General features: G+C 48.7%; 19 protein-coding genes and 1 tRNA gene. 11 read left to right on the top strand and 9 right to left on the bottom strand.

Features of this window, described 5'->3' with window-relative positions; translation table 11 throughout:
- Positions 1-152: 152 nt before the first annotated feature.
- Together glnE and A3K86_RS01305 are read right to left on the bottom strand one after the other, a co-directional pair.
- The gene (glnE, locus tag A3K86_RS01310; RefSeq protein ID WP_068326523.1) at positions 153-3,020 is read right to left on the bottom strand and encodes a bifunctional [glutamate--ammonia ligase]-adenylyl-L-tyrosine phosphorylase/[glutamate--ammonia-ligase] adenylyltransferase; all 2,868 of its coding nucleotides are present in this window, start codon (positions 3,018-3,020) and stop codon (positions 153-155) included.
- A 262-nt stretch (positions 3,021-3,282) separates the two neighbouring features.
- The gene (locus A3K86_RS01305) at positions 3,283-4,884 is read right to left on the bottom strand and encodes a methyl-accepting chemotaxis protein (protein WP_068326521.1); all 1,602 of its coding nucleotides are present in this window, start codon (positions 4,882-4,884) and stop codon (positions 3,283-3,285) included.
- A 271-nt stretch (positions 4,885-5,155) separates the two neighbouring features.
- Here A3K86_RS01305 and A3K86_RS01300 point away from each other — a divergent pair, with 271 nt between their 5' ends.
- Positions 5,156-6,004, top strand: coding sequence for an ion transporter (locus A3K86_RS01300; protein ID WP_068326518.1), 849 nt, complete (start codon positions 5,156-5,158; stop codon positions 6,002-6,004).
- A gap of 61 nt (positions 6,005-6,065) precedes the next feature.
- Here A3K86_RS01300 and A3K86_RS01295 read toward each other — a convergent pair whose 3' ends face one another.
- Complete coding sequence (locus tag A3K86_RS01295) at positions 6,066-7,580, bottom strand: CYTH and CHAD domain-containing protein (RefSeq protein WP_068326515.1); 1,515 nt, start codon at positions 7,578-7,580, stop codon at positions 6,066-6,068.
- A gap of 188 nt (positions 7,581-7,768) precedes the next feature.
- Here A3K86_RS01295 and A3K86_RS01290 point away from each other — a divergent pair, with 188 nt between their 5' ends.
- The 3 genes from A3K86_RS01290 (at position 7,769) to A3K86_RS01280 (ending at position 10,483) form a co-directional block, all read left to right on the top strand.
- Positions 7,769-8,449, top strand: a complete 681-nt coding sequence (locus A3K86_RS01290) for a TIGR00153 family protein (RefSeq protein ID WP_068326512.1) — start codon at positions 7,769-7,771, stop codon at positions 8,447-8,449.
- Between the two features lie 32 nt (positions 8,450-8,481).
- Positions 8,482-9,750: an inorganic phosphate transporter gene (locus tag A3K86_RS01285; RefSeq protein ID WP_068326509.1), complete on the top strand. Its 1,269-nt coding sequence runs from the start codon at positions 8,482-8,484 to the stop codon at positions 9,748-9,750.
- A gap of 115 nt (positions 9,751-9,865) precedes the next feature.
- Positions 9,866-10,483 (top strand): TIGR04211 family SH3 domain-containing protein, encoded by a 618-nt coding sequence (locus A3K86_RS01280; RefSeq protein WP_068326505.1) that lies wholly within the window; start codon positions 9,866-9,868, stop codon positions 10,481-10,483.
- Between the two features lie 89 nt (positions 10,484-10,572).
- Here the strand turns inward: A3K86_RS01280 and A3K86_RS01275 are convergent, their stop codons facing one another.
- Together A3K86_RS01275 and A3K86_RS01270 are read right to left on the bottom strand one after the other, a co-directional pair.
- Positions 10,573-11,517 (bottom strand): general secretion pathway protein GspB, encoded by a 945-nt coding sequence (locus A3K86_RS01275; RefSeq protein ID WP_068326502.1) that lies wholly within the window; start codon positions 11,515-11,517, stop codon positions 10,573-10,575.
- The gene (locus tag A3K86_RS01270) at positions 11,517-13,178 is read right to left on the bottom strand and encodes an ExeA family protein (protein WP_068326499.1); all 1,662 of its coding nucleotides are present in this window, start codon (positions 13,176-13,178) and stop codon (positions 11,517-11,519) included. The genes A3K86_RS01275 and A3K86_RS01270 overlap by 1 nt, the downstream gene beginning before the upstream one ends.
- A 74-nt stretch (positions 13,179-13,252) precedes the next feature.
- On the opposite strand from A3K86_RS01270, the gene A3K86_RS01265 reads away from it, so the two are divergent.
- Positions 13,253-14,491 (top strand): multifunctional CCA addition/repair protein, encoded by a 1,239-nt coding sequence (locus A3K86_RS01265; protein WP_068326497.1) that lies wholly within the window; start codon positions 13,253-13,255, stop codon positions 14,489-14,491.
- Positions 14,492-14,545: 54 nt separating this feature from the next.
- Here A3K86_RS01265 and A3K86_RS01260 read toward each other — a convergent pair whose 3' ends face one another.
- Genes A3K86_RS01260 through folB form a run of 3 tightly spaced genes read right to left on the bottom strand, consistent with a single transcriptional unit; the run spans position 14,546 to position 16,189 of the window.
- Positions 14,546-15,349: an undecaprenyl-diphosphate phosphatase gene (locus tag A3K86_RS01260; protein ID WP_068326494.1), complete on the bottom strand. Its 804-nt coding sequence runs from the start codon at positions 15,347-15,349 to the stop codon at positions 14,546-14,548.
- Complete coding sequence (folK, locus tag A3K86_RS01255; RefSeq protein WP_068326491.1) at positions 15,336-15,839, bottom strand: 2-amino-4-hydroxy-6-hydroxymethyldihydropteridine diphosphokinase; 504 nt, start codon at positions 15,837-15,839, stop codon at positions 15,336-15,338. The genes A3K86_RS01260 and folK overlap by 14 nt, the downstream gene beginning before the upstream one ends.
- Positions 15,836-16,189: a dihydroneopterin aldolase gene (gene folB / locus A3K86_RS01250; RefSeq protein ID WP_068326488.1), complete on the bottom strand. Its 354-nt coding sequence runs from the start codon at positions 16,187-16,189 to the stop codon at positions 15,836-15,838. Before folB ends, folK begins: the two co-directional genes overlap by 4 nt.
- A 252-nt stretch (positions 16,190-16,441) precedes the next feature.
- On the opposite strand from folB, the gene plsY reads away from it, so the two are divergent.
- Positions 16,442-17,122 (top strand): glycerol-3-phosphate 1-O-acyltransferase PlsY, encoded by a 681-nt coding sequence (gene plsY, locus A3K86_RS01245; protein WP_084406460.1) that lies wholly within the window; start codon positions 16,442-16,444, stop codon positions 17,120-17,122.
- A 130-nt stretch (positions 17,123-17,252) separates the two neighbouring features.
- Here plsY and tsaD read toward each other — a convergent pair whose 3' ends face one another.
- A complete protein-coding gene (tsaD, locus tag A3K86_RS01240; RefSeq protein WP_068326485.1) occupies positions 17,253-18,281 on the bottom strand; it encodes a tRNA (adenosine(37)-N6)-threonylcarbamoyltransferase complex transferase subunit TsaD in 1,029 nt (342 codons plus the stop codon).
- 194 nt (positions 18,282-18,475) lie between these two features.
- On the opposite strand from tsaD, the gene rpsU reads away from it, so the two are divergent.
- From rpsU to A3K86_RS01215, 5 genes are all read left to right on the top strand, one after another.
- Positions 18,476-18,691 (top strand): 30S ribosomal protein S21, encoded by a 216-nt coding sequence (gene rpsU, locus A3K86_RS01235; RefSeq protein ID WP_005301411.1) that lies wholly within the window; start codon positions 18,476-18,478, stop codon positions 18,689-18,691.
- Positions 18,692-18,718: 27 nt separating this feature from the next.
- A complete protein-coding gene (locus A3K86_RS01230) occupies positions 18,719-19,162 on the top strand; it encodes a GatB/YqeY domain-containing protein (RefSeq protein ID WP_068326482.1) in 444 nt (147 codons plus the stop codon).
- 154 nt (positions 19,163-19,316) lie between these two features.
- Positions 19,317-21,065, top strand: a complete 1,749-nt coding sequence (gene dnaG / locus A3K86_RS01225) for a DNA primase (RefSeq protein ID WP_068326479.1) — start codon at positions 19,317-19,319, stop codon at positions 21,063-21,065.
- 92 nt (positions 21,066-21,157) lie between these two features.
- On the top strand, positions 21,158-22,999 hold the full coding sequence (gene rpoD / locus A3K86_RS01220) for an RNA polymerase sigma factor RpoD (RefSeq protein WP_068326476.1): 1,842 nt from the start codon (positions 21,158-21,160) through the stop codon (positions 22,997-22,999).
- A 172-nt stretch (positions 23,000-23,171) separates the two neighbouring features.
- Positions 23,172-23,247 (top strand) — tRNA-Ile (locus A3K86_RS01215).
- Positions 23,248-23,304 lie beyond the last annotated feature (57 nt).

Below are 23,304 nucleotides of genomic sequence, written 5' to 3'. Positions count from 1 at the left end.
CAAAATAAGCAGACACTGACTGAGTGCCTGCATTCAACAAATTTATAACTGGGTTATTGAGTTCATGCGCATGTATGTTTTAGACCTAGCACGAACACAATAACGGGTCACCTCTGAGCATGCCTTTAAGAACATGATTCCAAGGGACTCGCTCAGTTCGATTGGGGCTCAACCAAATACTGTAGCCATGCCTGCTCGACCACCGCACGCTCATCCGCAAATTGCGGCTCTTCGACGTAAGCTGATAACCCTAACAAACTTAACCTATGGGTCGCATCACGCATCTCGCAATAAGCATGCTTCAACGCCGTGACCTGCTCAGGGCTCATCTTAGCGTGCTCAGCCATAGTATCGAAAATACGCACGTTATCCGACCAACGCGTTAATGCTGCATTGCTATGAGCATGGTTCAGCACCAAAAATTGGGCAATAAATTCTATATCGGCAATGCCACCTAAATCTTGCTTTAAATCGAAACAATCGGCTTTTTTACTGCCTAAATGGCTGCGCATTTTCTCGCGCATCTCAACCACTTGCTGACGCAAGGTATCGCTGTCGCGTACTTGCATTAAAGTCTGCTCGCGCACTTGAGCAAAGCCTTGTTGCAATGGCGCGTCACCATAAATTAAGCGAGCACGCACTAAGGCTTGATGCTCCCATGTCCACGCTTCTTGCTGTTGGTAATCCGCGAATGCCTCAAGCGTACTGACCAGCAAACCTGATGCGCCCGATGGACGCAAACGCACATCCACCTCGTACAACACCCCTGATGCGGTGCGAGTCGAGAACAGATGCACAATACGTTGAGCAAGGCGTAAATAAAACTGACGGCCGTCGATCTCTTTTTTACCAGTGGTATAGCTATCCGCAGGGCAATCATGAAGGAACACCAAATCGAGATCGGAGCCGTAGCCGAGCTCCCAGCCACCGACTTTACCGTAACCAATCACCCCAAAGCCTTTTCCATCGCGTCCTTCAAGGTAACTCGGTGTACCGTACTTCTCGACCATTTGTAGCCACGCTTGGTTCACCACAGCTTCCACTATCGCTTCAGCAAGGTAGGTTAAGTGATCACTCACCTTCATCAATGGCAGAGCGCCCGCAATATCAGCGGCGGCAATACGCAGCAATTGCGCTTGCTTAAATTGGCGGATCGCCTCCATTTGTTGCTCCATATCCTCTTCAGGGATACGAGCTAGGTACTCACGTAACTCTTCGCGATATTGATGCAGCGGCGTTGGATTATAGAGGTGCTGCGGATCCAAAAGTTCATCGAGCAAAATCGGGTATTGCGCCAACTGCTCTGCCACCATTGGACTGGCCGCACACAAGCGCACCAGCTGATCGAGTGCAGCTGGGTGTTCGCTCAAAAGTTCAAGGTAAGTCGTTCGAGTAGCGATACGGACAATCAGCTTAGTCACTCGTGCCAGCACTTGCGCGGCATCTTTACGCGTGACAATTCGGCTCAGCACTTCAGGCATTAATTTCGCGAGCACTTCACGCCCGCGAGGCCCTAAAGTGCGCTTCGAAAGCTCCGCCTTCATCCCGAGCAAAGTGCTAGCCTGCGTAGCGCCATCAGCAGCATTCAGTTCATCGAGGATCGACAGTACAACCTCTTCATTCTTACTCATTGCCCACAATTCGTGGAACTGAGCATCAGCAGCACATGCGGTTTTCTCGTCTTCATCATCGCTGCCAATGATGGTATCAAACACGTGGTGCACCGCTGCCATATGCGCGGCAGTCGCCACTTCTAATTCCGCCCAGTCGGCATAGCCCATCGCCTCGGCAAGGCGAGCTTGATCCAAAGGTTTATCCGGCAGAGTTTGGGTTTGTTTATCATCAATCGCTTGCAGCAAATTCTCCAGCTTACGTAAAAAGGCATAGCCTTGTTCCAACGCTTCAACTTGCTCTGTCGGTAACAAATGCAGTTGCTTCATCGCCGCTAAGGTTTCTAATAATCCACGACCGCGTAGGCTTGGCTCACGCCCCCCACGGATCAACTGGAATGATTGAGCGATAAATTCCACTTCGCGGATCCCGCCCGCCCCTAGCTTGATATTGTTACTAAGCCCTCGACGTCGCACTTCACTGCTGATCATCGACTTCATCCGACGCAGCGCTTGAATAGCACTAAAGTCAATGTAGCGACGGAACACAAACGGGCGCAGCATCTGGCGTAACTCTTGATACTGACTGAAACTCTCACGCCCCATGACACGCGCTTTGATCATCGCGTAGCGTTCCCAATCACGTCCTTGCTCTTGGTAGTAATCTTCCAGCGCAGCGTAACTCATCACTAAAGGACCACTATCGCCAAACGGACGTAGCCGCATATCGACTCGGTAACAAAAACCATCATAAGTTTGCTGATCGAGTGCTTTGATCAGACGCTGCCCTAAGCGGGTAAAAAACTGGGCATTGGCAATACTGCGACGACCCCCTTGGGTTTCGCCATTTTCTGGGTAGGTGAAAATCAGATCGATATCCGACGAGAAATTTAGCTCACCACCACCGAGTTTGCCCATTCCCAAGATCAACATCGGCTGCGCTTGACCATCGGCATTGGTTGGCGTGCCCCACTCACGACAACATTGGGCGTATAGCCATTGGTAGGCTTGCATGATCAAGGCTTCAGCCAACAAAGAGAGGTGCGATAGGCTTTGCGCTAAAGTCGCTCGCCCAGTGAAGTCCCGCCACCCAATCCAGACCATTTCTTGACGACGAAATGCCCGCAAGGTGCGCATCAAGCCTGCTTCGTCTGTCACGCTTTCTAGCATCTCAGACAATTGCTGACGATATTGCTCACCGTGGTCATCAACGGTGATTTCAGTCGCTAGCCAAGGCAACAGGCGACTATCACGCACCAAGGCACTCGCAATAAAGTCACTCAAACCAAGTACTTTCTCTAGTTCGGCTTGATGTGCTTCAGGCCACTGCGCCAAGGCGTCTGGGTGAGCGGCTTGTAACTTTTCCAGCCCTTGCAAAGAAGCTTGGGATAACAATGCGTGGTGACTCATAGCATGTCCTCAATCTGATCCTTAGATGGTAGTGCCAATAGAGCTTGCGGGATAGCATCGCTCTTTCGCCTGATTCTTAGGTATGGCTGATTGGCATAATACGGTGCTTAACATAGCACAGCCTGATGCGACCAATGGTAATAAATCCTTGAGCCTGTTCACTGGTAACAACAGTGCACAGGGAGCAAACAAGGCGTTGAATCATGATAATAAAACGCCCGCAAAAGCGGGCGTTAATCATCGTTAGTCAGTAAGCTAATGCCTAAACATTAAAAGCTTGAATTTTCTTCTCTAAATCCATCGCTTGTTCTTGCATCACGTCAGAGGTTTCCGACAGCTCGGTCACGACCATTACCGAAGCTTCCACCAGCTCACGCACGTTGCTGAGGTTTTGGCTCATTTCATCGGCTACCGAGCTTTGCTGCTCTGCTGCTGATGCAATATGGAAGTTCATGTCGTTAATGTGAGTAACTTGCGCTACGATTTTATCCAGCTCACCACCAGCATTGGTGACTAACTCAACCCCTTCAGCCGCTTCCACGACCGATTGCTCCATTAGAGTTACCGCCTGTTGAGCGCTATTTTGAAGCTGAGTGATCATTTCTTGGATTTCTACGGTCGCGGTTTGGGTGCGCTGAGCAAGATTACGAACTTCATCGGCAACCACGGCAAAGCCACGTCCCGCATCACCAGCACGCGCCGCTTCAATCGCAGCGTTCAGTGCCAGCAGGTTCGTTTGTTCAGAAATACCTTGGATAGTCACAATCACACTGCTGATCTGATCAACACGGCTTTCTACTTGGTTAACCGCGTCTGCCGATTGGGCGATATCTTGCGACAATTGGTTGATGGTGCCGATAGTTTGCGACACAAACTGCTGACCTTGTTCAGCCTGCTCTGAAGTACCTTCAGTCGCGTTCGACGCTTGGCGAGCATTATCAGCCACAGTTTGTACTGTTGAGGTCATCTCACTCATGGCTGATGCCAGTTGGTCGATTTCAGCAAATTCTTCTTGGGACGACTCTTTGGTTTCGATCATGCTGATCGACATCACTTCCGCCAAACCCGACAGCTCGGCAGAGGCTTCACGTTGGTTACAAATCACGTCGCGCAGTTGCACACGAGTTTGCTCAAGCTCACGCGCTAAGTCACCAAACTCATCGTTACACTCCATCACGATAGGCTGTGACATATCACGCTGCGCTAAACGTTTGATGCTCTCTGTCAGGTAGTTAATTTGGCGTAGCATGATGCTAGAGCCGCCTAATAGGATCACCATAAACGCAATGATCATCAAACCTGTCTGCCAGGCCACCTGAACCATGTAATCTTGGTGGTATTGATCTGCCGCTGACGATGATTGCGAAGCAACCAAGAGCCAATCTTGGTTAGGCACTGGCATCACATACTCAAAACGTGCGCCGTTGTTTAAGGTTAGCCCTTGGCCTTGCGACACTTGGCTTAGCAAGCGTGCCAAGCTGCCACCTTGCTCGATTTGATCCGTTAATTGATCGATACGACGAGCGCTTGGATGACCAAACACACTGCCGTTATCACGCTCAACCAAGTAAAGGTAAGCCCCTTCACCCCAACGGTTTTCTTGCGACAAAATGGCTTTTTCCGCCAACTCTCGCCCTTGTTGACCCTCCGCCAACAAGGTCGTTAATAACGACACATTGGCGGTAGCCACTTCCTTAGCACGGTCTTGCTGAATATCCAGCACACTCTGATAAAAGGTGTTGGCATCCCACAACTGCTTTCCAATTAATAACAAGGTACTAAACACCATCAACAGCACCAGTTTTGGTACGAGTCGAATATTGGTTAACCCTTTTTCCCACGGCTTAAAAACCAACGTTGCCATCCTTAATCTCCATATTTAATCAGCGCGCTCAACCCAACAGAAAAAGCAAATAGGTTATAATACAAAGCGCTAACAACGATTTAGGCACTCACCCCCCAGTGCATGCCTGTGATCTACTTAACAACAAACTGCTCAACAGTCGCCGTCAGATGTGCGTTATTAGCCCATGTACATTTTTGCTGGGTATTCACTCACGCGCTGTGCTTGTTTTTTCACAAGTTAACTTTCTTTGCGATCATACTATATGTCGGCAGCTGATAGGGAAAATTGAATGTCTAAAAAGATCGATGTCATCAAACATGAACTAAATCCTATGAGCTTGATGTCATTGGTTTTATCCATTGTCTCACTGGCTATAGTGACCAGCCTTATCTTCATTCCAAAATACGATAGTGTTTACTCACTTTTGTTCGGCATCGATACCTTAATTTGCTGCTTTTTTTGGTTTCAATTACTCACCGATTTATTCAGAAACCCTAACAAGTGGGGCTATCTCAAAACCCACTGGATTGATTTCGTCGCTAGTATTCCCGTCATAGAGCAAGTTCGCTTTGCGCGTATCATTCAAGTGTTTCGGGTGATCCGCCTTATCCGCTCCAGTCACCAGATACTTCACTACATCCGCAGCAATCGCCGCGAAGCAACGGTCGCCTCCATTTTTCTATTGCTGACCTTACTGGTTACCATTGGCTCTGCGCTGATGCTGGTGATCGAAGGCGATATCCCAGAGTCCAACATTCACGATGCTAGCGATGCCTTGTGGTGGGTATTTGTCACCATCTCAACCGTGGGGTATGGCGATCACTACCCTGTGACGACCTTGGGAAAAATGCTGGCAGCAGTGATCATTGTCTGCGGCGTGGGCTTGTTCGGTATGGTGGCAGGTTTGGTCAGTTCAATGATTTCTGACCCAGGTAAATTTAAACAAGCAGAGGAAGAGCGCCATCGTCGAGAGTGGCGACAAATGCTGGAAACCCAGCAACGATTATTGGATCGATTAGAACAACTCGAAAGCCGAGTGGCGGCGAGCCAAGAAGCCAAAGAGCGCCAAACGCAAGCCACTCAACTGCAGAAGACAACAGAAAAGTATGATGAGCAACCCAACAAAAACGCCCCATAGCCATGAGCATATGAGGCGTTATCTTCGCGCTTTACAAGCCTAGTCGATAAGCGATTATTAATTACGGCCAGTAAGGCGCAAGCTCGATACCAATGTGGCGCGTTTGATCCATGGCGTGCAACAGTGATTCTTCACGGCGTGCCAGCCATTTTTCGATTTGCACTAAATCGTCCCCTTCGTGCTCTGGTAGTAGGGCGCGTACAGGCTCTAATTGGCGTAAATCTTCAATCCCGCGCAAGAGATCTAGCCACGGCATTCTAAAACCGGCACGGCGCTCTTCATCGTACAGATTGGCAAAGCACAAACCACTCATCAGGTTACGCATCAAGCGCGGTTGCTGATCGCGGTACTCCACACGGTCCAATTGACGCTCAACAGGAAACACATCCAACAGCTCTTGCCATGAACGTGCCAACGTACCATCGGCAAACTGCTTAACATTGCTAGCCAGCTTAGTACGACCTTTATCATCAAGGAACGGCTGCCAGCCTCGGCTTAAGATCCAACTGCTTAAGTTCAATAGCAAGTTACAGTAACGCGCCGATTGCATTAGCGTCAGCATCGACTCAGCATCAGGCAACGCCTCTTGCTGAGCTTGCAGCTGTTTCACCAACACTTTTTGCGCGTTCAGTTTACGCAGCACATAACCTTTGTCGTCAAGCAACTGTTCAATACTTGCCGCTTCATCAAGCCACTCCAGCTCACCTTCAAGCCATTGCAGTTCTTGGCGTAACTGAGCGCTAGCGCGACGCGGGATCATGCCACCAAACATCACAAACACTTGGCGAATGAGGCTCAAGGCTTGTTTGATTTGCACTAATGCTGCTGGGTCTTGTTGTTCGTTGTAAATTTGCTCGTGGCGGTGCCAATGGTCAAGGGCGTGCTCAAGCGTGCGTACAAATACAGTTTCGACCGATTCACTTGCCGTCAGCGGAACAAAGTCCATCACAGTGATTGCGTCACCTTGGGAGCCTGTTGCCAAGCGGTAGCCACGGGCCGCCTTGCTCAAGCTGCCTAAACGCATGCCACCGTCAGCACAAAGCTCACGAGCAAGAGTAAATAAGGCATCGGTCTGACCGGATTTCAGCTCCAGCTCCACCTCGCAGATAGGATCAGTTTGACCGTTAGCACTCACTTCGCCTTGGTCAAATGCCAACTCAATTTGGCTGCCATCAGGCATCGCCACCAACCATTGTTGGCGCTCGAAATCAGTCGAGAATAGCGGAATGAGTTGCTGTTGAACGTCAGCAACCACCAAAGACTCAGGCCAAGCATCAGCAGGATGCAAGCTGAGATCGGGATCAGTGCCATTGGTTTCAGCGTTGTATTCTGGACGTTGGTGCAAACCGGCAACCACGCGTCCCGCTGTTTTCAATGTCTGGACAAATACATCATCATAACGACGGACCCGAAGGCCAATATCGTGCTGGCGAAGAATTTGGTCTGGGGTGTCGAAGTAAGTATTCCCTAACATTCGACTACTTTGTTGCAGAATTTTCGCTTGTGATATTTTGCTCAACAATTGACTCGAAAATTCTGGTGAGACGAAAAACTTCAGTTCTATCTCGGTTTCCATATGGGTACCTATAAACAGTGGCAATCCAAGGATATTTCCTTATGCGCTCGGGGGCAAGAGAGAAATATCGACAAAACCTTGATCAAAATGGGTTCCCCTGCCGAAACTTATACGTTACCATGCGCGCCTCTGTGACCATCGCTCAAGATTTAGCCATATATAGTAGGCACTCTTTAGGTTGATCGGCTATGCCAGTAAATACAATTATGGGGCTCTTTGCTAAATCCCCAATCAAACCATTGCAACGTCACGTTACTCGTGTAAATGAATGTTGTGAACTGCTTGTTCCTTTCTTTGAAGCATGTAATGCCGGAGATTGGGAAAAGGCTTCGATGATACGTGAGCAAATCTCGCAACTTGAAAAAGATGCGGATGTGCTAAAGCGTGAAATCCGCCTTAAGCTTCCTCGTGGCCTGTTCATGCCAGTAGATCGTACTGACATGTTAGGTCTTCTTACCCAACAGGATAAACTTGCTAACCTGTCCAAAGATATCGCTGGTCGAGTTCTAGGACGTGAGCTACGAGTTCCTTCCGCAATGTACCCTGACTTCCTTGCGTACGTTCAACGTTGTCTTGACGCTGCTGAACAAGCACGTCGCGTGATCAACGAATTGGATGAACTTCTGGAAACAGGCTTCAAAGGCAGAGAAGTGACATTAGTTGCTGAAATGATTAATCAGCTTGACGTTATCGAAGACGATACCGACAGCATGCAGATTAAACTTCGTCAACAACTTATGGCCATCGAAGACCAACACAGTCCGGTCGATGTCATGTTCCTGTACAAAATTCTCGAGTGGGTTGGCGGCATCGCTGATCAGGCACAACGTGTCGGCTCGCGACTAGAAATCATGCTATCGCGTTCATAAGCGAAGAGAATTAACAAAAACAAGGTTTTACAATGGAAATCCTGGCTAATTACGGCACCATGCTTATCTTGGTGGCGGCTATCTTTGGTTTTATGATGGCTATCGGTATTGGTGCGAACGACGTTGCCAATGCAATGGGTACCTCTGTTGGCTCTAAAGCGCTAACCGTTAAACAAGCGATCATTATTGCAATGATCTTCGAGTTTGCGGGTGCTTACCTGGCTGGCGGTGAAGTAACCGATACGATTCGTAAAGGGGTTATCGAAACATCACTCTACGCTCACCAACCAGAAGTACTGGTTTACGGCATGATGTCAGCACTACTTGCTGCAGGTACTTGGTTACTTGTTGCGTCTTACATGGGCTGGCCTGTATCTACAACTCACTCAATCATCGGTGCAATCATCGGTTTTGCGTGTGTATCTGTGGGTACTGATGCCGTTGACTGGAGCTCGGTTCAAGGCATCGTAGGTAGTTGGTTAATCACACCACTTATCTCTGGTTTCTTCGCGTACCTTATCTTTGTCAGTGCACAACGCCTGATCTTCGATACCGATAATCCACTTGTAAACGCCAAACGTTTTGTACCTGTTTACATGTTTATCACTGCGCTAGTTATCGCACTGGTAACCATTAAGAAAGGTCTAAAACACGTTGGCCTTCACCTATCAAGCGGTGAAGCATGGGTAGCCTCTATTGCCGTTTCAGCTGTCGTTATGTTTTTGGGCTATGTTTACATCAGCCGTAAATATACCGACGATGGTACTTCAGTGGACAGCAATGGTTACGCGGGTGTAGAACGTGTATTCAGCCTGCTAATGGTTGTAACCGCTTGTGCGATGGCGTTTGCACACGGTTCTAACGACGTAGCGAATGCGATTGGTCCTCTGTCTGCCGTTGTTTCCACCGTGGAGCACATGGGCGAAATCACAGCGAAAAGCCAAATTGCATGGTGGATCCTTCCACTAGGCGGTATTGGTATCGTTGTTGGTCTTGCAACCATGGGCCACAAAGTAATGGCTACTGTTGGTACAGGCATCACTGAGCTAACGCCAAGCCGTGGTTTTGCGGCGCAGCTTGCAACAGCATCAACTGTTGTACTGGCTTCAGGTACAGGTCTACCAATTTCAACAACTCAAACGCTAGTGGGTGCAGTGCTAGGTGTAGGTTTCGCCCGTGGTATCGCGGCACTAAACCTTGGCGTTGTACGTAACATCGTTGCGTCTTGGGTTGTAACCCTGCCAGCTGGTGCGCTACTTGCAGTCGTATTCTTCTACGCAATGCAAGCCGTATTCGGTTAATTAGTGGCACAGGTTCAAAAGAGGGAGGCTTTGCCTCCCTCTTTTCTTGCACCTTGCTCACAAAATTTTTAGTATCAGAACCCTTAAAGAATTCTGGCTCCTCAAGGATCACATTGTGAAGCAACTAATCAGCTTAATTTTACTGGCTTTTGCTGTTGTGACAGCACCAGCGCAAGCCGAACAAGTGCGTTATATCTCTGACGATTTGTTCACTTACATGCACAAAGGGCCAAGCACTCAGTTCCGCATCATCGGAAGTGTGAATGCAGGTACCAAAGTGACGCTACTCGAAACCAATAAAGATACTGGCTACAGCCGTATCGTTGATGCTCGCGGACGCACTGGCTGGGTAAGCAGTAAGTTCATTTCGCGCCAAGTTGGCCTGAAAGACCGTGTGCCAGCGCTTGAAAAAGAGCTAACAACGGTAAAAGCGAAGCTAGCAGAAGCTGTAAAATCAAGCGATGAGCAAAACGCGGGTCTAAAGAACTCGTTGAAGCTTCGTAACGACCAAATCGGTGAGCTTGAGCAGCAAAACACCAAGCTGAACGATCAGCTGATGTCATCACAAGCTGAAATTCGCGAACTACGCGCTAAGCTTGATACTCAAAAAGATGACCTGCTTATGCGTTGGTTCACCTACGGTGGTATGGTTGCAGGCGTAGGCCTTCTATTGGGTCTGATCTTGCCGCACTTGATCCCACGTCGCCGTAAGAACAACAACGGCTGGGCATAAGCTTGGTGGCGCGAAATGCGCACTAACAAAACAAACATCAAAAAAGGGTAGCCAAATGGCTACCCTTTTTATTCGCTCTCTCTTAACGCCTACCACTGCGACAACGCTGGCATGGCGACCAAATACTCTTCAAAATCAAACACGATTTGGCGCGGTTCAATGCGACGAAGCGTGATGCCTTGGGCGATCTTGTCGCCTTCAAATACTTCACGACCATTCACTTTGATCCAACGACTTTTCGGGCTCGACGAGTAAATATGCGTCTGCAGGTTTAAAGTCGGTAAACGCGACTGCACCGCTGCAGGCAGATCACCAATCGCAATCACTTGCGGCACCGGACGCTGTGCTAAGGCTTGCGCGACTTGGCTTGGTGTTGGCTCACTCTCAGTCATTTCTGCCGTAGACTCATCTTCTGTCGCTTCAATCGCTGAACGCAATTGAACAGCCAACTCTGGTGATAACTCGGAGAGATCGAGCTTATCCAAATCCCAACCAGAATTTTGCGGCTGGCTGCTCACCACTCTCGGCTTAGGCGCTACGGACTTTGGTGTTGCTGGCTGCACAGTTTGAGTTGACGAGCTTGCCTCATAACGAGGGGAGCGTTCTTCAGGGTATGGGTCTGCGTTATCAAACGCTTGTACCCAATTCGCCTCTGGTAAGGTCTCAGTCACTAACTCCGGGTAAGGTAGAAAAGTAACATCACGCAGTTCACCGTCGAGTAAACTTTGCACCTGATGCACCTCACCTTCGCTCGCCTCATGCTCCGAAGTCGTTACAACGATTTCACTGTTCACGATTTCACGATTCATAGTGGCCGCATTGACTTGTGGATTGACCGTGTGACCAGCCCACATGCTTGCTAACGCACTGTAGCCCACCACCATGACACTCGGCAGCACAAATAAGGTTGCAGGTAACCACCAGCGCTGTGAGGCCTCCATCGGCTGTGACGGCGTAAATCGCGGGGTGGCTACCGCCGACTGACGTTGATAGCCCTGCTCTGATTGAGCAATCGCTTTAAATAACTTCGACATTAGCTCACCTTAGCCAGTAACGTAGGCCCCGGTAAGTTCAATGCCGCATCGATCACCATCAAGGTCATCGGGCCGGCAATCCCATCGGCTGCTAAGTTTTGTGCCCGTTGGAAACGGCGTAATTTATCTAACAATTTCTGATCGAATTTATCGTGACGCGCCACAGGTTCACCTAAAATTTGGCTTAATTGCTGATTTAGCCAATCAACGCGTTCACCGCGCTGACCAAAACGAATACTGGCTTTACTGCCTAATGGCGGTCGCCATAACAGAGTATAATTGCCTTCCCAGTGTTGCTCGAACCACGCATGACTAACCGCAATGCGTTGTCCTCCTAATAGTAGCTCGACTTGCTCACGCGAATAGTGATACAGCACCGCAAAGTAATCACCGTCTTGCTCGCTATGCATGCCAACTAACGCCGGACGATTGATGAGCGTCAAGCCAGACAAGTCTTTCCCTTTGCCCTGATAGCACGACAAATACAATCGCTGACTGGTGGTGCAATTGGCTTGGTTGAGTGATGTGTCATACCCCCACAGTTGATAAAGGGTCTGCATCGCAACTTGCTCACTGCGACTTACCGCAATCGCATTGCTCAATAAATTTTTTTCAGAGCGCTTTTGCAACGCTTGATGCACGGGCTGTGCTGAACTTTCATCTGCTGTTGCCAACTCAGTGGCAGGTGCTGCACCATCGTGGGTAACCAAAGGCAAACCTGGGATACTGAACCAAGGCTGTTGCTGAGCCCAAAACGTCCCTGCCGCCATCGCAAGACCTAACCCCAGCGCGACTAAACTGCGACCACGCCCTGTTGCTGACGAGTGACTCACCGCAGCGTCTGCGACAGGTTGATGCCAGCTCAGGACATCATCACAAGCTTGATGAGCAATAGTTTTGGTGACTTGATGCTGGCTGTGTTGATACGCAAGCTGCATTGCCTTATCGCACACCAGGTTAATCAAACGAGGGATCCCTTGAGTACGCTGCGCGATTTGGAGTGCAACGGGCTCATCAAAGACCGGGAAAAGACAATCCACTGCCCGTAAGCGGTACTGGATGTATTCGGCCACTTCTTTCGGCGTTAAGGCAAGTAAGTGATAACGCGAGGTGATGCGTTGCGCTAACTGGCGCAGGCGCTCTTGTTGTAGTAGTTGTTGAAGCTCAGGCTGACCAATCAAAACGACTTTAAGCAGCTTACGGCTCTCGGTTTCCAAGTTGGTCAGTAAGCGCAATTGTTCTAGCACATCGGGCATCAGGTGCTGCGCTTCATCAATCAACAAAAGCGTTTGGCGACCTTCACTGTGATTGAGCAGTAAATGCTGATAAATCGTATCCATCAACACTTTGTAGCTGGCATTGTCGGCATAACTCAATCCCAACTCATCACACACACTGGCCAATAGCTCTTGCGCTGACAAGGTCGGGTTCAGGATCACCGCGACTTGAGTTTCCTGCGTCAAACGCGCAATTAAGGCACGTAACACCGTGGTTTTACCTGTTCCAACTTCACCCGTCAGTAAACCAAAACCACCGCCATCCCCTAACCCATTGAGTAAATGGGTTAAAGCTTCGCGGTGACGATCACTGAGATACAAAAATCTTGCACTAGGGACAATTGAAAAAGGGACTTCAGTAATACCGAAAAAATCCTTATACATGCCTTATACTCTGATACCGATAATAAAATAATTCTATAACGACAAATCGCATAGTTACATAAGGGGAACTGGATTTGCAGACATATCTTGTAGGAGGTGCGGTACGTGACGCACTTCTGGGCTTAACCGTGAAAGATAAAGACTGGGTTGTAGTTGGCGCAACGCCAGACCAAATGCTCGCCCAAGGTTACACTCAAGTCGGTAGTGACTTTCCCGTATTTCTTCACCCGAAAAGCAAGCAAGAATACGCTCTTGCCCGTACTGAACGCAAATCTGGTAAAGGCTATACGGGGTTTGTCTGCCACGCTGCACCAGATGTGACGCTCGAGCAAGACTTAATGCGTCGCGATTTAACCATCAACGCCATCGCCCAAGACGATGACGGCACCTTGCATGACCCATACGGCGGCCAGCAAGATCTGCAAGACAAATGGCTACGTCATGTGTCACCTGCGTTTATCGAAGATCCATTGCGCGTACTGCGCGTGGCACGTTTTGCCGCCCGTTTTGCCCACCTTGGCTTTCATGTTGCGCCTGAAACCATGGCATTAATGCAAGAGATGGTGATCAACGACGAGCTTAATGCCTTAACCCCAGAGCGCGTTTGGAAAGAGTGGGAAAAGTCACTCGATTATCAAAACCCTGAAGTCTTTCTAACGGTACTACGTCAATGTGGTGCTCTTGGGGTGATCATGCCGGAAATCGATGCCTTATTTGGCGTCCCGCAACCGGAGAAGTGGCACCCAGAGATCGACTGTGGCATTCATACCTTACTAGTCACGCAGCAGGCCGCTCAGTTAAGTACCAACCCAGTGGTGCGCTTTGCCGCCCAAGTACATGACCTTGGCAAAGCCCTTACTCCAGAGAGCGAATGGCCGAGCCATAAGCTTCATTGCCAAACGGGATTAAGCACAATTAAGGGGCTATGCGAGCGCTTACGCGTCCCGAATGAGTTTCGCGATACCGCGCTGATGGTGTGTGCACAACATACCAAGATCCACAACGCACCAGAAATGCGCCCAACCACCTTTATCAAGATCTTCGATCAAATGGATGCATGGCGAAAACCGGAGCGCATTGGCTATTTAAGCTTGTGCTGTCGCGCCGATGCCCGTGGTCGTACGGGGCATGAAGAAGAAGCCTACCCACAAGCCGATTTATTAGTGGATTGCTTTAACGCTGCCGAGCAAGTGGCAGTTAAGCCGATTGTAGAAGCTGGCTTTAAAGGCAAGGAAATCAAAGAGCAATTGGCGATTCAACGCGCTCAAGCGGTTGAGCAAATACTAACGACTTATCGTCAGCAGCACCCATAAACAAAAAAGGCTCATCAATGATGAGCCTTTCCTTTTAGTGCGGTAGACGCTGTCTTATTGCATCATCAAGAAGGCAAACAAACCAGCACCTAGCAGCAGACGGTAAATCACAAACGGCAACATACCTAAACGCGTAACCAGTTTTAGGAACACGTGAATACAAGCGTAGGCACTCACAAAAGACACCGCAAGACCAATACCTAAACCACCAAAATCAATCGCTTGACCGCTTGTCACTAGCTTCAGTGACAGGTAGCTACCAGCGAGTAGAATGATTGGGATCGACATCAGAAACGAGAAACGTGCTGCCGCTTCACGAGTAAAGCCAAGGTGAAGCGCTGCTGTCATCGTCGCACCTGAGCGAGAAGTCCCAGGGATCATCGCTGCCGCTTGCGCCAAGCCAATGAATAGCGATTGTTTCCAATCCGCTTGGTATTCGTTACTCTGCTGAGTCGCACGCTTATCAACCCACCACAGTAACAGACCAAAAATGATCGTCGTACAGGCAATCACCCACGCCGAGCGCAGGTATAACTCGATGAAATCTTTCATCAACAGACCGAAGATACAGGCAGGGATCGTCGCGAGAACAATCATCCACGCCAATTTCGATTCGGCACTACGATGACCTTTAAAAATCGAGGCAACCCAAGCGGTCAGCAACGCCACCACTTCTTTTCGGAAGTACAAAATAACCGCCGCTAAAGTACCAACGTGTACCGCAACATCAAATGCTAAACCTTGGTCAGCCCAGCCAAACACTTGCGATGGCAAAATTAGGTGCGCCGAACTAGAGATCGGCAAAAACTCGGTCAGACCTTGGATCAGGGCCAACACAAAAGCTTCAAAGTGACTCATGTGATTCCTCAACAACAAATTCAACAGGCCATAGGGCCTGCTCAAACTGCAACGCTTGCTCCAACTGACGGATAGTACGGGTATCACCAGGAATTGCTAATTCAGGCGCAAGTTCCACCATCGGCCACAAGGCAAACGCAAATTTATATAAATCAGTGCGCGGCAAGACAGGCGATACGCTTTGCTGCACATCACCGTACAGCAAAATATCTAAGTCGAGAGTTCGACTTTGATTTTTTTTCGCATCAGGCGCACGACCGTAATCCAGCTCCAGCTGTTTAAGCTGGCGCTGCAATTGGTCTAACGGTAAGTGGGTATCAAAAGCGGCGACACAGTTATAAAAGTTAGGCCCTTGAAAACCCACAGGCTCAGCTTCAAAAACCTGCGACAGGCGAAAATCACTTCCTAGCTTTTTCAGCTCAGCAATCGCAGCACGAAGGTGAAACTCGCGCTCAATATTGGAGCCGATACTGATAAAAGTTTGGATCACTTCTCGCCTCGTTCGATTTGCACCCCAACGCCACGAGCGTTTGGCACCGCTCCTGGTTTAGTAACACGGACACGCAACCACGGCACACCGAATTGCGTCATCAGCAAGGTCGCGATTTCTTCAGCGACACGCTCAACTAACAAAAAACGGCCATTTTGAATATGGGCAGTAACCGCTTCACTTACCGCGGCATAGTCTAATGCATAGGCTACGTCATCACTATTGGCGGCGGGACGGTTATCGTGAGCCATCTCCAAATCCAGCACCAATTTTTGTTTAATTTCTTGTTCCCAGTCATACACTCCAATAGTGGCGATAACTTCAAGATGTTCGATAAATACTGAGTCCATGTTCAATCGCTAATTTTGTTAGAGGTCGGATACCCAATTTGAGCAAAAGCGCGTATTATCAGGTCGTAATCGTCAATTTTACTGACATCCACTCTCTACATCGCGCACGGTTGCGTGAATTGCAAACACTTGCATTGATGCGAGAGGTGAGGAACTATATCACAGGAATGCGTCACTAGGATGAAACCCAGTGATCATTCTCGGTCATTTCCGAAGACATTAACCCTGTTTGCAGGCTAACGAGATTTCACCATGACGCCGCTAATACTTTTGATCATTATCGGAGCCTATTTACTGGGATCAATTTCCAGTGCGGTCTTAATTTGTCGGCTATTTGGTCTACCGGATCCACGTGAATCAGGCTCAGGTAACCCTGGGGCGACTAATGTCTATCGCCTTGGCGGTCGTAAAGCCGCCGCCCTTGTGCTGGTGTGCGACATTCTTAAAGGCATGATCCCGGTCTGGCTTAGCTACTTCCTTGATGTAAACCCATTCTTACTGGGCGTGATTGGTATCGCAGCTTGTTTAGGTCACATCTATCCTGTGTTCTTCCACTTCCGTGGCGGTAAAGGCGTAGCAACTGCGTTGGGTGGCTTGGCACCAATTGGCTGGGATTTAAGTGGGATGCTGATCAGCTGCTGGCTGCTGACCGTGTTTGTCACTGGTTACTCTTCACTTGGTTCATTGTTCACTGCGCTAGCCGCGCCGCTGTTCACATGGTGGGTAAAACCGGAATACACCATGCCGGTAGCCATGCTGTCGTGTTTAATTGTCCTTCGCCATCACGACAATGTTCGTCGTTTACTTGAAGGCAAAGAAACCAAGATCTGGCAAAAATTCCGTCAAGGCAATGCCAATGCGAACGCCGCGAATCAAGCCAATAGCGAACCCAACCACAGTGCAAAGCTCGATTCAGAGCAAGAAAGCAAATAAGCGGACGCTAACAAACACAGTTAGCAAAATCACAGATACAAAAAACGGGCTTTACGCCCGTTTTTTATTATCAATCACTTAATCAACCATTTATCCGTCATTGCGCGAAATAGAGCACAACACCGAGTAATTAAGCTTCTTTGTCAGCAATCGGCTTTAGCTGGTCGATCGGCCAGCGAGGGTGTGCTTTTACACCCAAGTCCATGGTCTCGTTATTTTTCAAACGCTGCATGCCCGCATAAGCAATCATGGCACCGTTGTCTGTACAAAACTCAGTACGAGGATAGAAGACTTCGCCTTTAAGGTTAGTCATCATGGTTTCAAGCTGAGCACGCAAGTGTTTATTCGCACTCACACCGCCAGCAATCACTAGACGCTTGTAACCAGTTTGCTTCAGCGCACGCTTACATTTAATCGCAAGCGTATCAACCACCGCTTCTTGGAACGCATAGGCGATATCGGCACGCGTTTGCTCGTCATCACCGTTATCGCGAATGGTATTCGCAGTAAAGGTTTTCAGACCCGAGAAGCTAAAGTCTAGCCCCGGACGATCTGTCATCGGACGCGGGAACTTAAAGCGACCCGCATTGCCTTTTTCAGCTAGCTTAGACAGCAGCGGACCACCAGGGTAATCCAAGCCCATCAGCTTGGCCGTTTTATCAAACGCTTCACCAGCGGCATCGTCCACTGATTCACCTAGGATTTCGTATTCGCCAATGCCCTTCACGTCCACCATCATGGTGTGACCGCCAGAAACAAGCAGAGCAACAAAAGGAAACTCTGGTGGCTGCTCTTCCAGCATAGGCGCCAGCAAGTGACCTTCCATGTGGTGTACCGCAACCGCAGGTAGATTCCATGCATACGCCAAACTACGACCAATAGTGGCACCAACCAGCAGCGCACCAACCAAGCCAGGGCCTGCGGTGTAAGCAACACCGTCAAGATCTGCCGGGGTTAAACCAGCAGTAGCAAGGGCTTCTTTGATCAATGGGATGGTCTTTTTCACGTGGTCACGCGATGCAAGTTCAGGGACAACACCGCCGTAATCTGCGTGCAATTTTACTTGGCTGTATAGCTCATGAGCCAACAGACCTTTTTCATCATCGAAAATCGCAATCCCTGTTTCATCACAGGAGGTTTCGATGCCCAGTATACGCATAATAACCTCTATACTAGTTAGTAACTGGTGAGAATTGAGGGCATGTTACCGCTGTTGACAAAAATTAACCAGTTCATGGTTGCAGAATGCTTTACAAATGCCCCTAGATCAGATTAGAATTTCGCACCATTTTTAATCAGCTGACTCTTTCTAGTTGTCAGTGTTAAACCGAATCACTCTGAGGTGAGTATTACATGCCAGTAATCAAAGTACGTGAAAACGAACCGTTTGACGTAGCACTACGTCGTTTCAAGCGCTCTTGCGAAAAAGCAGGCATCCTTTCTGAAGTACGTCGTCGTGAGCACTTCGAGAAGCCAACTACAGTACGTAAGCGCGCTAAAGCAGCGGCAGTTAAGCGTCACCTGAAGAAATTGGCTCGCGAAAACGCGCGTCGCGTTCGTCTGTACTAATCTAGCGATTAACAGAAGGAACGTGTTATGACTCTGATTGATCGTCTAAAGGACGAACAAAAAGCTGCGATGAAGGCGAAGGATAAACCTCGTCTTGGCGCAATTCGCTTGGTAATGGCTGCAATCAAACAGCGTGAAGTTGACGAAGGCATTACGCTTTCTGATGACGACGTGATTGCAGTACTAACCAAGATGGTAAAGCAACGCCGTGACTCAGTAACTCAATACGAAGCTGCTGGCCGTCAAGACCTTGCTGATGTAGAGCTTGCTGAAATTGCAGTTCTAGACGAGTTCTTGCCTCAACCGCTTAGCGACGACGAAGTTGCCGCTCTGCTAGATGAAGCAATTGCTGCGACTGGTGCTGCCGGCATGCAAGACATGGGTAAAGTGATGGGCGTACTGAAACCACAAATTCAGGGTCGTGCCGATATGGGAACAGTTAGTCAGTTAGTGAAAGCTAAACTAGGCTAATACTACCCCAGTTCTGCAACAAGCCGTGCTATCCTTTTGGGGAATGCGCGGCTTGTTTGTATTCTAACTCCAGACATTTTTTACTCAAATCCAACTATTCCATCACCATTTTCTGGTGGTATTTAACCCTCGATATCAAGGTGTTACCCGTTGTATGGCAGGAAAAATCCCTCGTTCGTTCATTGATGATCTCATCGCACGTCACGACATCGTCGACGTGATTGACGCACGAGTGAAGCTCAAGAAAAAAGGCAAAAACTTCGGTGCCTGCTGCCCTTTCCACAACGAAAAAACCCCGTCTTTCTCTGTAAGCCAAGAAAAACAGTTCTATCACTGTTTTGGCTGTGGTGTGCACGGTAATGTGCTCGACTTTGTTATGGAGTTCGACCGTCTTGATTTTGTTGATGCTATCGAAGAATTAGCCTCGCAACTGGGTCTTGAAGTACCTCGAGAAAATGGTGGCGCTCCATCGGGCCCGCGGACTGCTGAAAAACGCAACCTGTACGACATGATGGGGCAGATCTCGCAGTTCTATCAATCACAGCTTCGCACCAATGATGGCAAAGTCGCGATTGATTACCTCAAAGACCGTGGCTTATCAGGCGAAATCGTTAAAAAGTACGGTATCGGCTTCATTCCCGACCAATGGGATTTAGTGCGTAGCCGCTTTGGCCGTGATAACGAGGCGCAACAAGCGCTTGTTACCACCGGGATGCTGATCGAAAACGACAACGGTCGTCGCTATGACCGCTTCCGTGGTCGCGTAATGTTCCCTATCCACGATCGCCGTGGTCGCGTTATTGGCTTCGGTGGCCGTGTACTGGGTGACGGTACACCTAAGTACCTCAACTCACCAGAAACCCCCATTTTCCATAAAGGGCGCGAGCTGTATGGCTTATACGAAGTCATGCAGACCTATCGTGAACCTGAGCGCCTACTGGTTGTTGAAGGCTATATGGATGTGGTGGCATTGGCTCAGTTTGGGGTCGATTACGCGGTCGCATCGCTTGGCACCTCAACTACCGGTGATCACGTTCAAACCTTGTTCCGCCAAACCGGTACTGTAGTATGTTGTTACGATGGTGACCGCGCCGGACGCGACGCCGCATGGCGTGCCATGGAGCAAGCTCTGCCATACTTAACTGATGGTCGCCAATTAAAATTTATGTTCTTGCCTGACGGTGAAGACCCAGACTCCTACATCCGCCAATTTGGTAAAGAAGCGTTTGAGCAAAACGTGACGGATGCGATGACCTTGTCTGACTTCATGTTTAACTCGCTGATCCAGCAAGTTGATACCAGCACCCGTGAAGGTAAAGCCAAGCTCAAGACACTCGCAGCCCCACTGATTGAAAAAGTGGCGGGTGAAACATTACGTGAATATCTGATCAATACACTAGGCTATAACTTAGGTTTACCACCCGATCAGATCCGTATTGAGTTAAAACAAAGTGCCGTTGAACAACCGAAGGCACCCCAGCAAGACATCAAGCGCACGCCGATGCGTGAAGCCATTGCCTTGCTGATCCAAAACCCGCATTTTGTTAACAGCCTCGCATTTGATGCCCAGACATTTGAAGGGATCGAAGTAGCGGGACTAAATTTATTGTTATCAATAGTTGATAAATGTCGAGTACGCCCCAATATAACTACGGGGCAACTCCTTGAAAGTTGGCGAGGCACAAAAAATGAAGCCATGATGGCGCGCCTTGCTGCATGGGAGTTACCGCTGTCTGACAACGAAGACAGCACGCATGATGTATTTTTAGATGCATTGGACAAAGTGTTTGACCAGTGTGTCCGTCAACAAATAGAAAAGTTGCAGGCTAAATCGAATACTATCGGCTTATCAGTCGAAGAAAAGCAGGAATTGCAGTTGTTGTTGCTCAATCGTCCTGGCTAATATTTGGTCAACAGTTTAGAAGTTTGTTATAATTATTGGTTTGCATTTTCTGCATTCTATTTCTCAACCAGACCCGAAGTTGGATATCGTCTATGGAGCAAAATCCGCAGTCTCAGCTAAAGTTACTTGTCGCGAAAGGCAAAGAACAAGGCTATCTGACCTACGCCGAAGTAAATGACCACCTACCGGAAGACATCGTCGATTCCGATCAGGTTGAAGACATTATTCAGATGATTAATGACATGGGTATTAAGGTAGTAGAAACTGCCCCTGATGCCGATGAATTAATGATGACTGAAGATAATGCCGATGAAGACGCTATCGAAGCGGCTGCGCAAGCATTATCTAGCGTAGAAAGCGAGATCGGCCGAACTACTGACCCAGTACGTATGTACATGCGTGAAATGGGTACGGTAGAGCTACTGACTCGTGAAGGTGAAATCGATATCGCTAAACGCATTGAAGATGGTATTAACCAAGTTCAATGTTCTGTTGCCGAATACCCTTCAGCAATTGCTCACCTGCTAGAGCAATTCGACAAAGTGGAAGCGGACGAGCTTCGCCTCACTGACATCATTTCCGGTTTCGTTGATCCTAATGAAGAAGAAACAACGGCACCGACAGCAACACACATTGGCTCAGAGCTGAGCGAAAGTGATCTTGAAGACGAAGACAAAGATCTAGAAGACGACGAAGACAGCGACGACGAGGAAGAAGATACAGGTATCGACCCTGAACTTGCTCGTGAAAAGTTCATGGAACTTCGTACGTCTTACGAGAAAATGGCTACGGCTATCACGACGAACGGTCGTCACCATAAAGACACCGAAGTTGCGGTTGAAGAACTGTCTGAGATCTTCAAGCAATTCCGTCTGATCCCGAAACAGTTCGACAAGCTAGTTAGCTCACTTCGCGAATCAATGGATAAAGTACGCACTAACGAGCGTCTTATCATGCGTATGTGTGTTGATAACTCGAAGATGCCGAAGAAAACTTTCGTTAGCCTATTTGCTGGCAACGAGTCTTCTGCAGACTGGATCGATGAAGCACTAAACTCAGGTAAGCCTTACTCTGAGCGCCTAAAAACTTACGAAGAAGACCTACGTCGCTCTGTAGCTAAACTTAGCGCACTAGAGCAAGAAACAGGTCTAACTATCGAGCGTATCAAAGACATCAGCCGTCGTATGTCTATCGGTGAAGCGAAAGCACGCCGTGCGAAGAAAGAGATGGTTGAAGCGAACTTACGTTTGGTAATCTCAATCGCGAAGAAATACACCAACCGTGGTCTACAGTTCTTGGATCTAATCCAGGAAGGTAACATCGGTCTGATGAAAGCGGTTGATAAGTTTGAATACCGTCGTGGTTACAAGTTCTCGACTTACGCAACATGGTGGATCCGTCAGGCAATCACTCGTTCAATCGCCGACCAAGCGCGTACTATCCGTATCCCAGTTCACATGATCGAAACGATCAACAAGTTGAACCGTATCTCTCGTCAGATGCTACAGGAAATGGGTCGTGAGCCGTTACCGGAAGAGCTAGCTGAACGCATGCAAATGCCGGAAGACAAGATCCGTAAAGTACTGAAGATCGCGAAAGAGCCAATCTCGATGGAAACCCCTATCGGTGATGACGAAGATTCGCATCTAGGTGACTTTATCGAAGATACTACGCTTCAACTTCCAATGGATGCTGCGACAGCAACCAACCTTCGTGGTGCAACCAACGAAGTGCTGGCTGGCCTAACGCCACGTGAAGCAAAAGTTCTTCGTATGCGTTTCGGTATCGACATGAACACTGACCACACTCTTGAAGAGGTAGGTAAGCAGTTCGACGTTACTCGTGAGCGTATCCGTCAGATCGAAGCGAAAGCACTGCGTAAGCTACGTCACCCAAGCCGTTCAGACGTGCTACGTAGCTTCCTAGACGAGTAATCGACTAGCTGCTAACTCAATGATAAAAGCGAGCTTTTTAGCTCGCTTTTTTATTATCCGGTCTTGCAACGAATCCAACTCGACTGCCTCTTAATTGTTGAAAAAGCAGACAATTTAGACCGGCATAGCTATAGACAAGTAGCATCGCTTCCCATATAATTCCACGCACACTGGCCCCTTAGCTCAGTGGTTAGAGCAGGCGACTCATAATCGCTTGGTCCCCAGTTCAAGTCTGGGAGGGGCCACCACGAATTCAAAAAAAGCAGCCTAATGGCTGCTTTTTTCGTTTCTTAGGCTCAATCGGC

Source organism: Photobacterium jeanii (assembly GCF_001650345.1).
Taxonomy (GTDB): domain Bacteria; phylum Pseudomonadota; class Gammaproteobacteria; order Enterobacterales; family Vibrionaceae; genus Photobacterium; species Photobacterium jeanii.
The sequence above is the reverse complement of the archived record's forward strand: the minus strand, read 5'-3'. Positions and strand labels throughout refer to the sequence as shown.

Coding starts and splice junctions, on each gene's coding strand:
- glnE (WP_068326523.1), bottom strand. CDS start 3,020: ATGAGTCACCACGCATTGTTATCCCAAGCTTCTTTGCAAGGGCTGGAA.
- A3K86_RS01305 (WP_068326521.1), bottom strand. CDS start 4,884: ATGGCAACGTTGGTTTTTAAGCCGTGGGAAAAAGGGTTAACCAATATT.
- A3K86_RS01300 (WP_068326518.1), top strand. CDS start 5,156: ATGTCTAAAAAGATCGATGTCATCAAACATGAACTAAATCCTATGAGC.
- A3K86_RS01295 (WP_068326515.1), bottom strand. CDS start 7,580: ATGGAAACCGAGATAGAACTGAAGTTTTTCGTCTCACCAGAATTTTCG.
- A3K86_RS01290 (WP_068326512.1), top strand. CDS start 7,769: ATGCCAGTAAATACAATTATGGGGCTCTTTGCTAAATCCCCAATCAAA.
- A3K86_RS01285 (WP_068326509.1), top strand. CDS start 8,482: ATGGAAATCCTGGCTAATTACGGCACCATGCTTATCTTGGTGGCGGCT.
- A3K86_RS01275 (WP_068326502.1), bottom strand. CDS start 11,517: ATGTCGAAGTTATTTAAAGCGATTGCTCAATCAGAGCAGGGCTATCAA.
- A3K86_RS01270 (WP_068326499.1), bottom strand. CDS start 13,178: ATGTATAAGGATTTTTTCGGTATTACTGAAGTCCCTTTTTCAATTGTC.
- A3K86_RS01260 (WP_068326494.1), bottom strand. CDS start 15,349: ATGAGTCACTTTGAAGCTTTTGTGTTGGCCCTGATCCAAGGTCTGACC.
- folB (WP_068326488.1), bottom strand. CDS start 16,189: ATGGACTCAGTATTTATCGAACATCTTGAAGTTATCGCCACTATTGGA.
- plsY (WP_084406460.1), top strand. CDS start 16,442: ATGACGCCGCTAATACTTTTGATCATTATCGGAGCCTATTTACTGGGA.
- tsaD (WP_068326485.1), bottom strand. CDS start 18,281: ATGCGTATACTGGGCATCGAAACCTCCTGTGATGAAACAGGGATTGCG.
- rpsU (WP_005301411.1), top strand. CDS start 18,476: ATGCCAGTAATCAAAGTACGTGAAAACGAACCGTTTGACGTAGCACTA.
- A3K86_RS01230 (WP_068326482.1), top strand. CDS start 18,719: ATGACTCTGATTGATCGTCTAAAGGACGAACAAAAAGCTGCGATGAAG.
- dnaG (WP_068326479.1), top strand. CDS start 19,317: ATGGCAGGAAAAATCCCTCGTTCGTTCATTGATGATCTCATCGCACGT.
- rpoD (WP_068326476.1), top strand. CDS start 21,158: ATGGAGCAAAATCCGCAGTCTCAGCTAAAGTTACTTGTCGCGAAAGGC.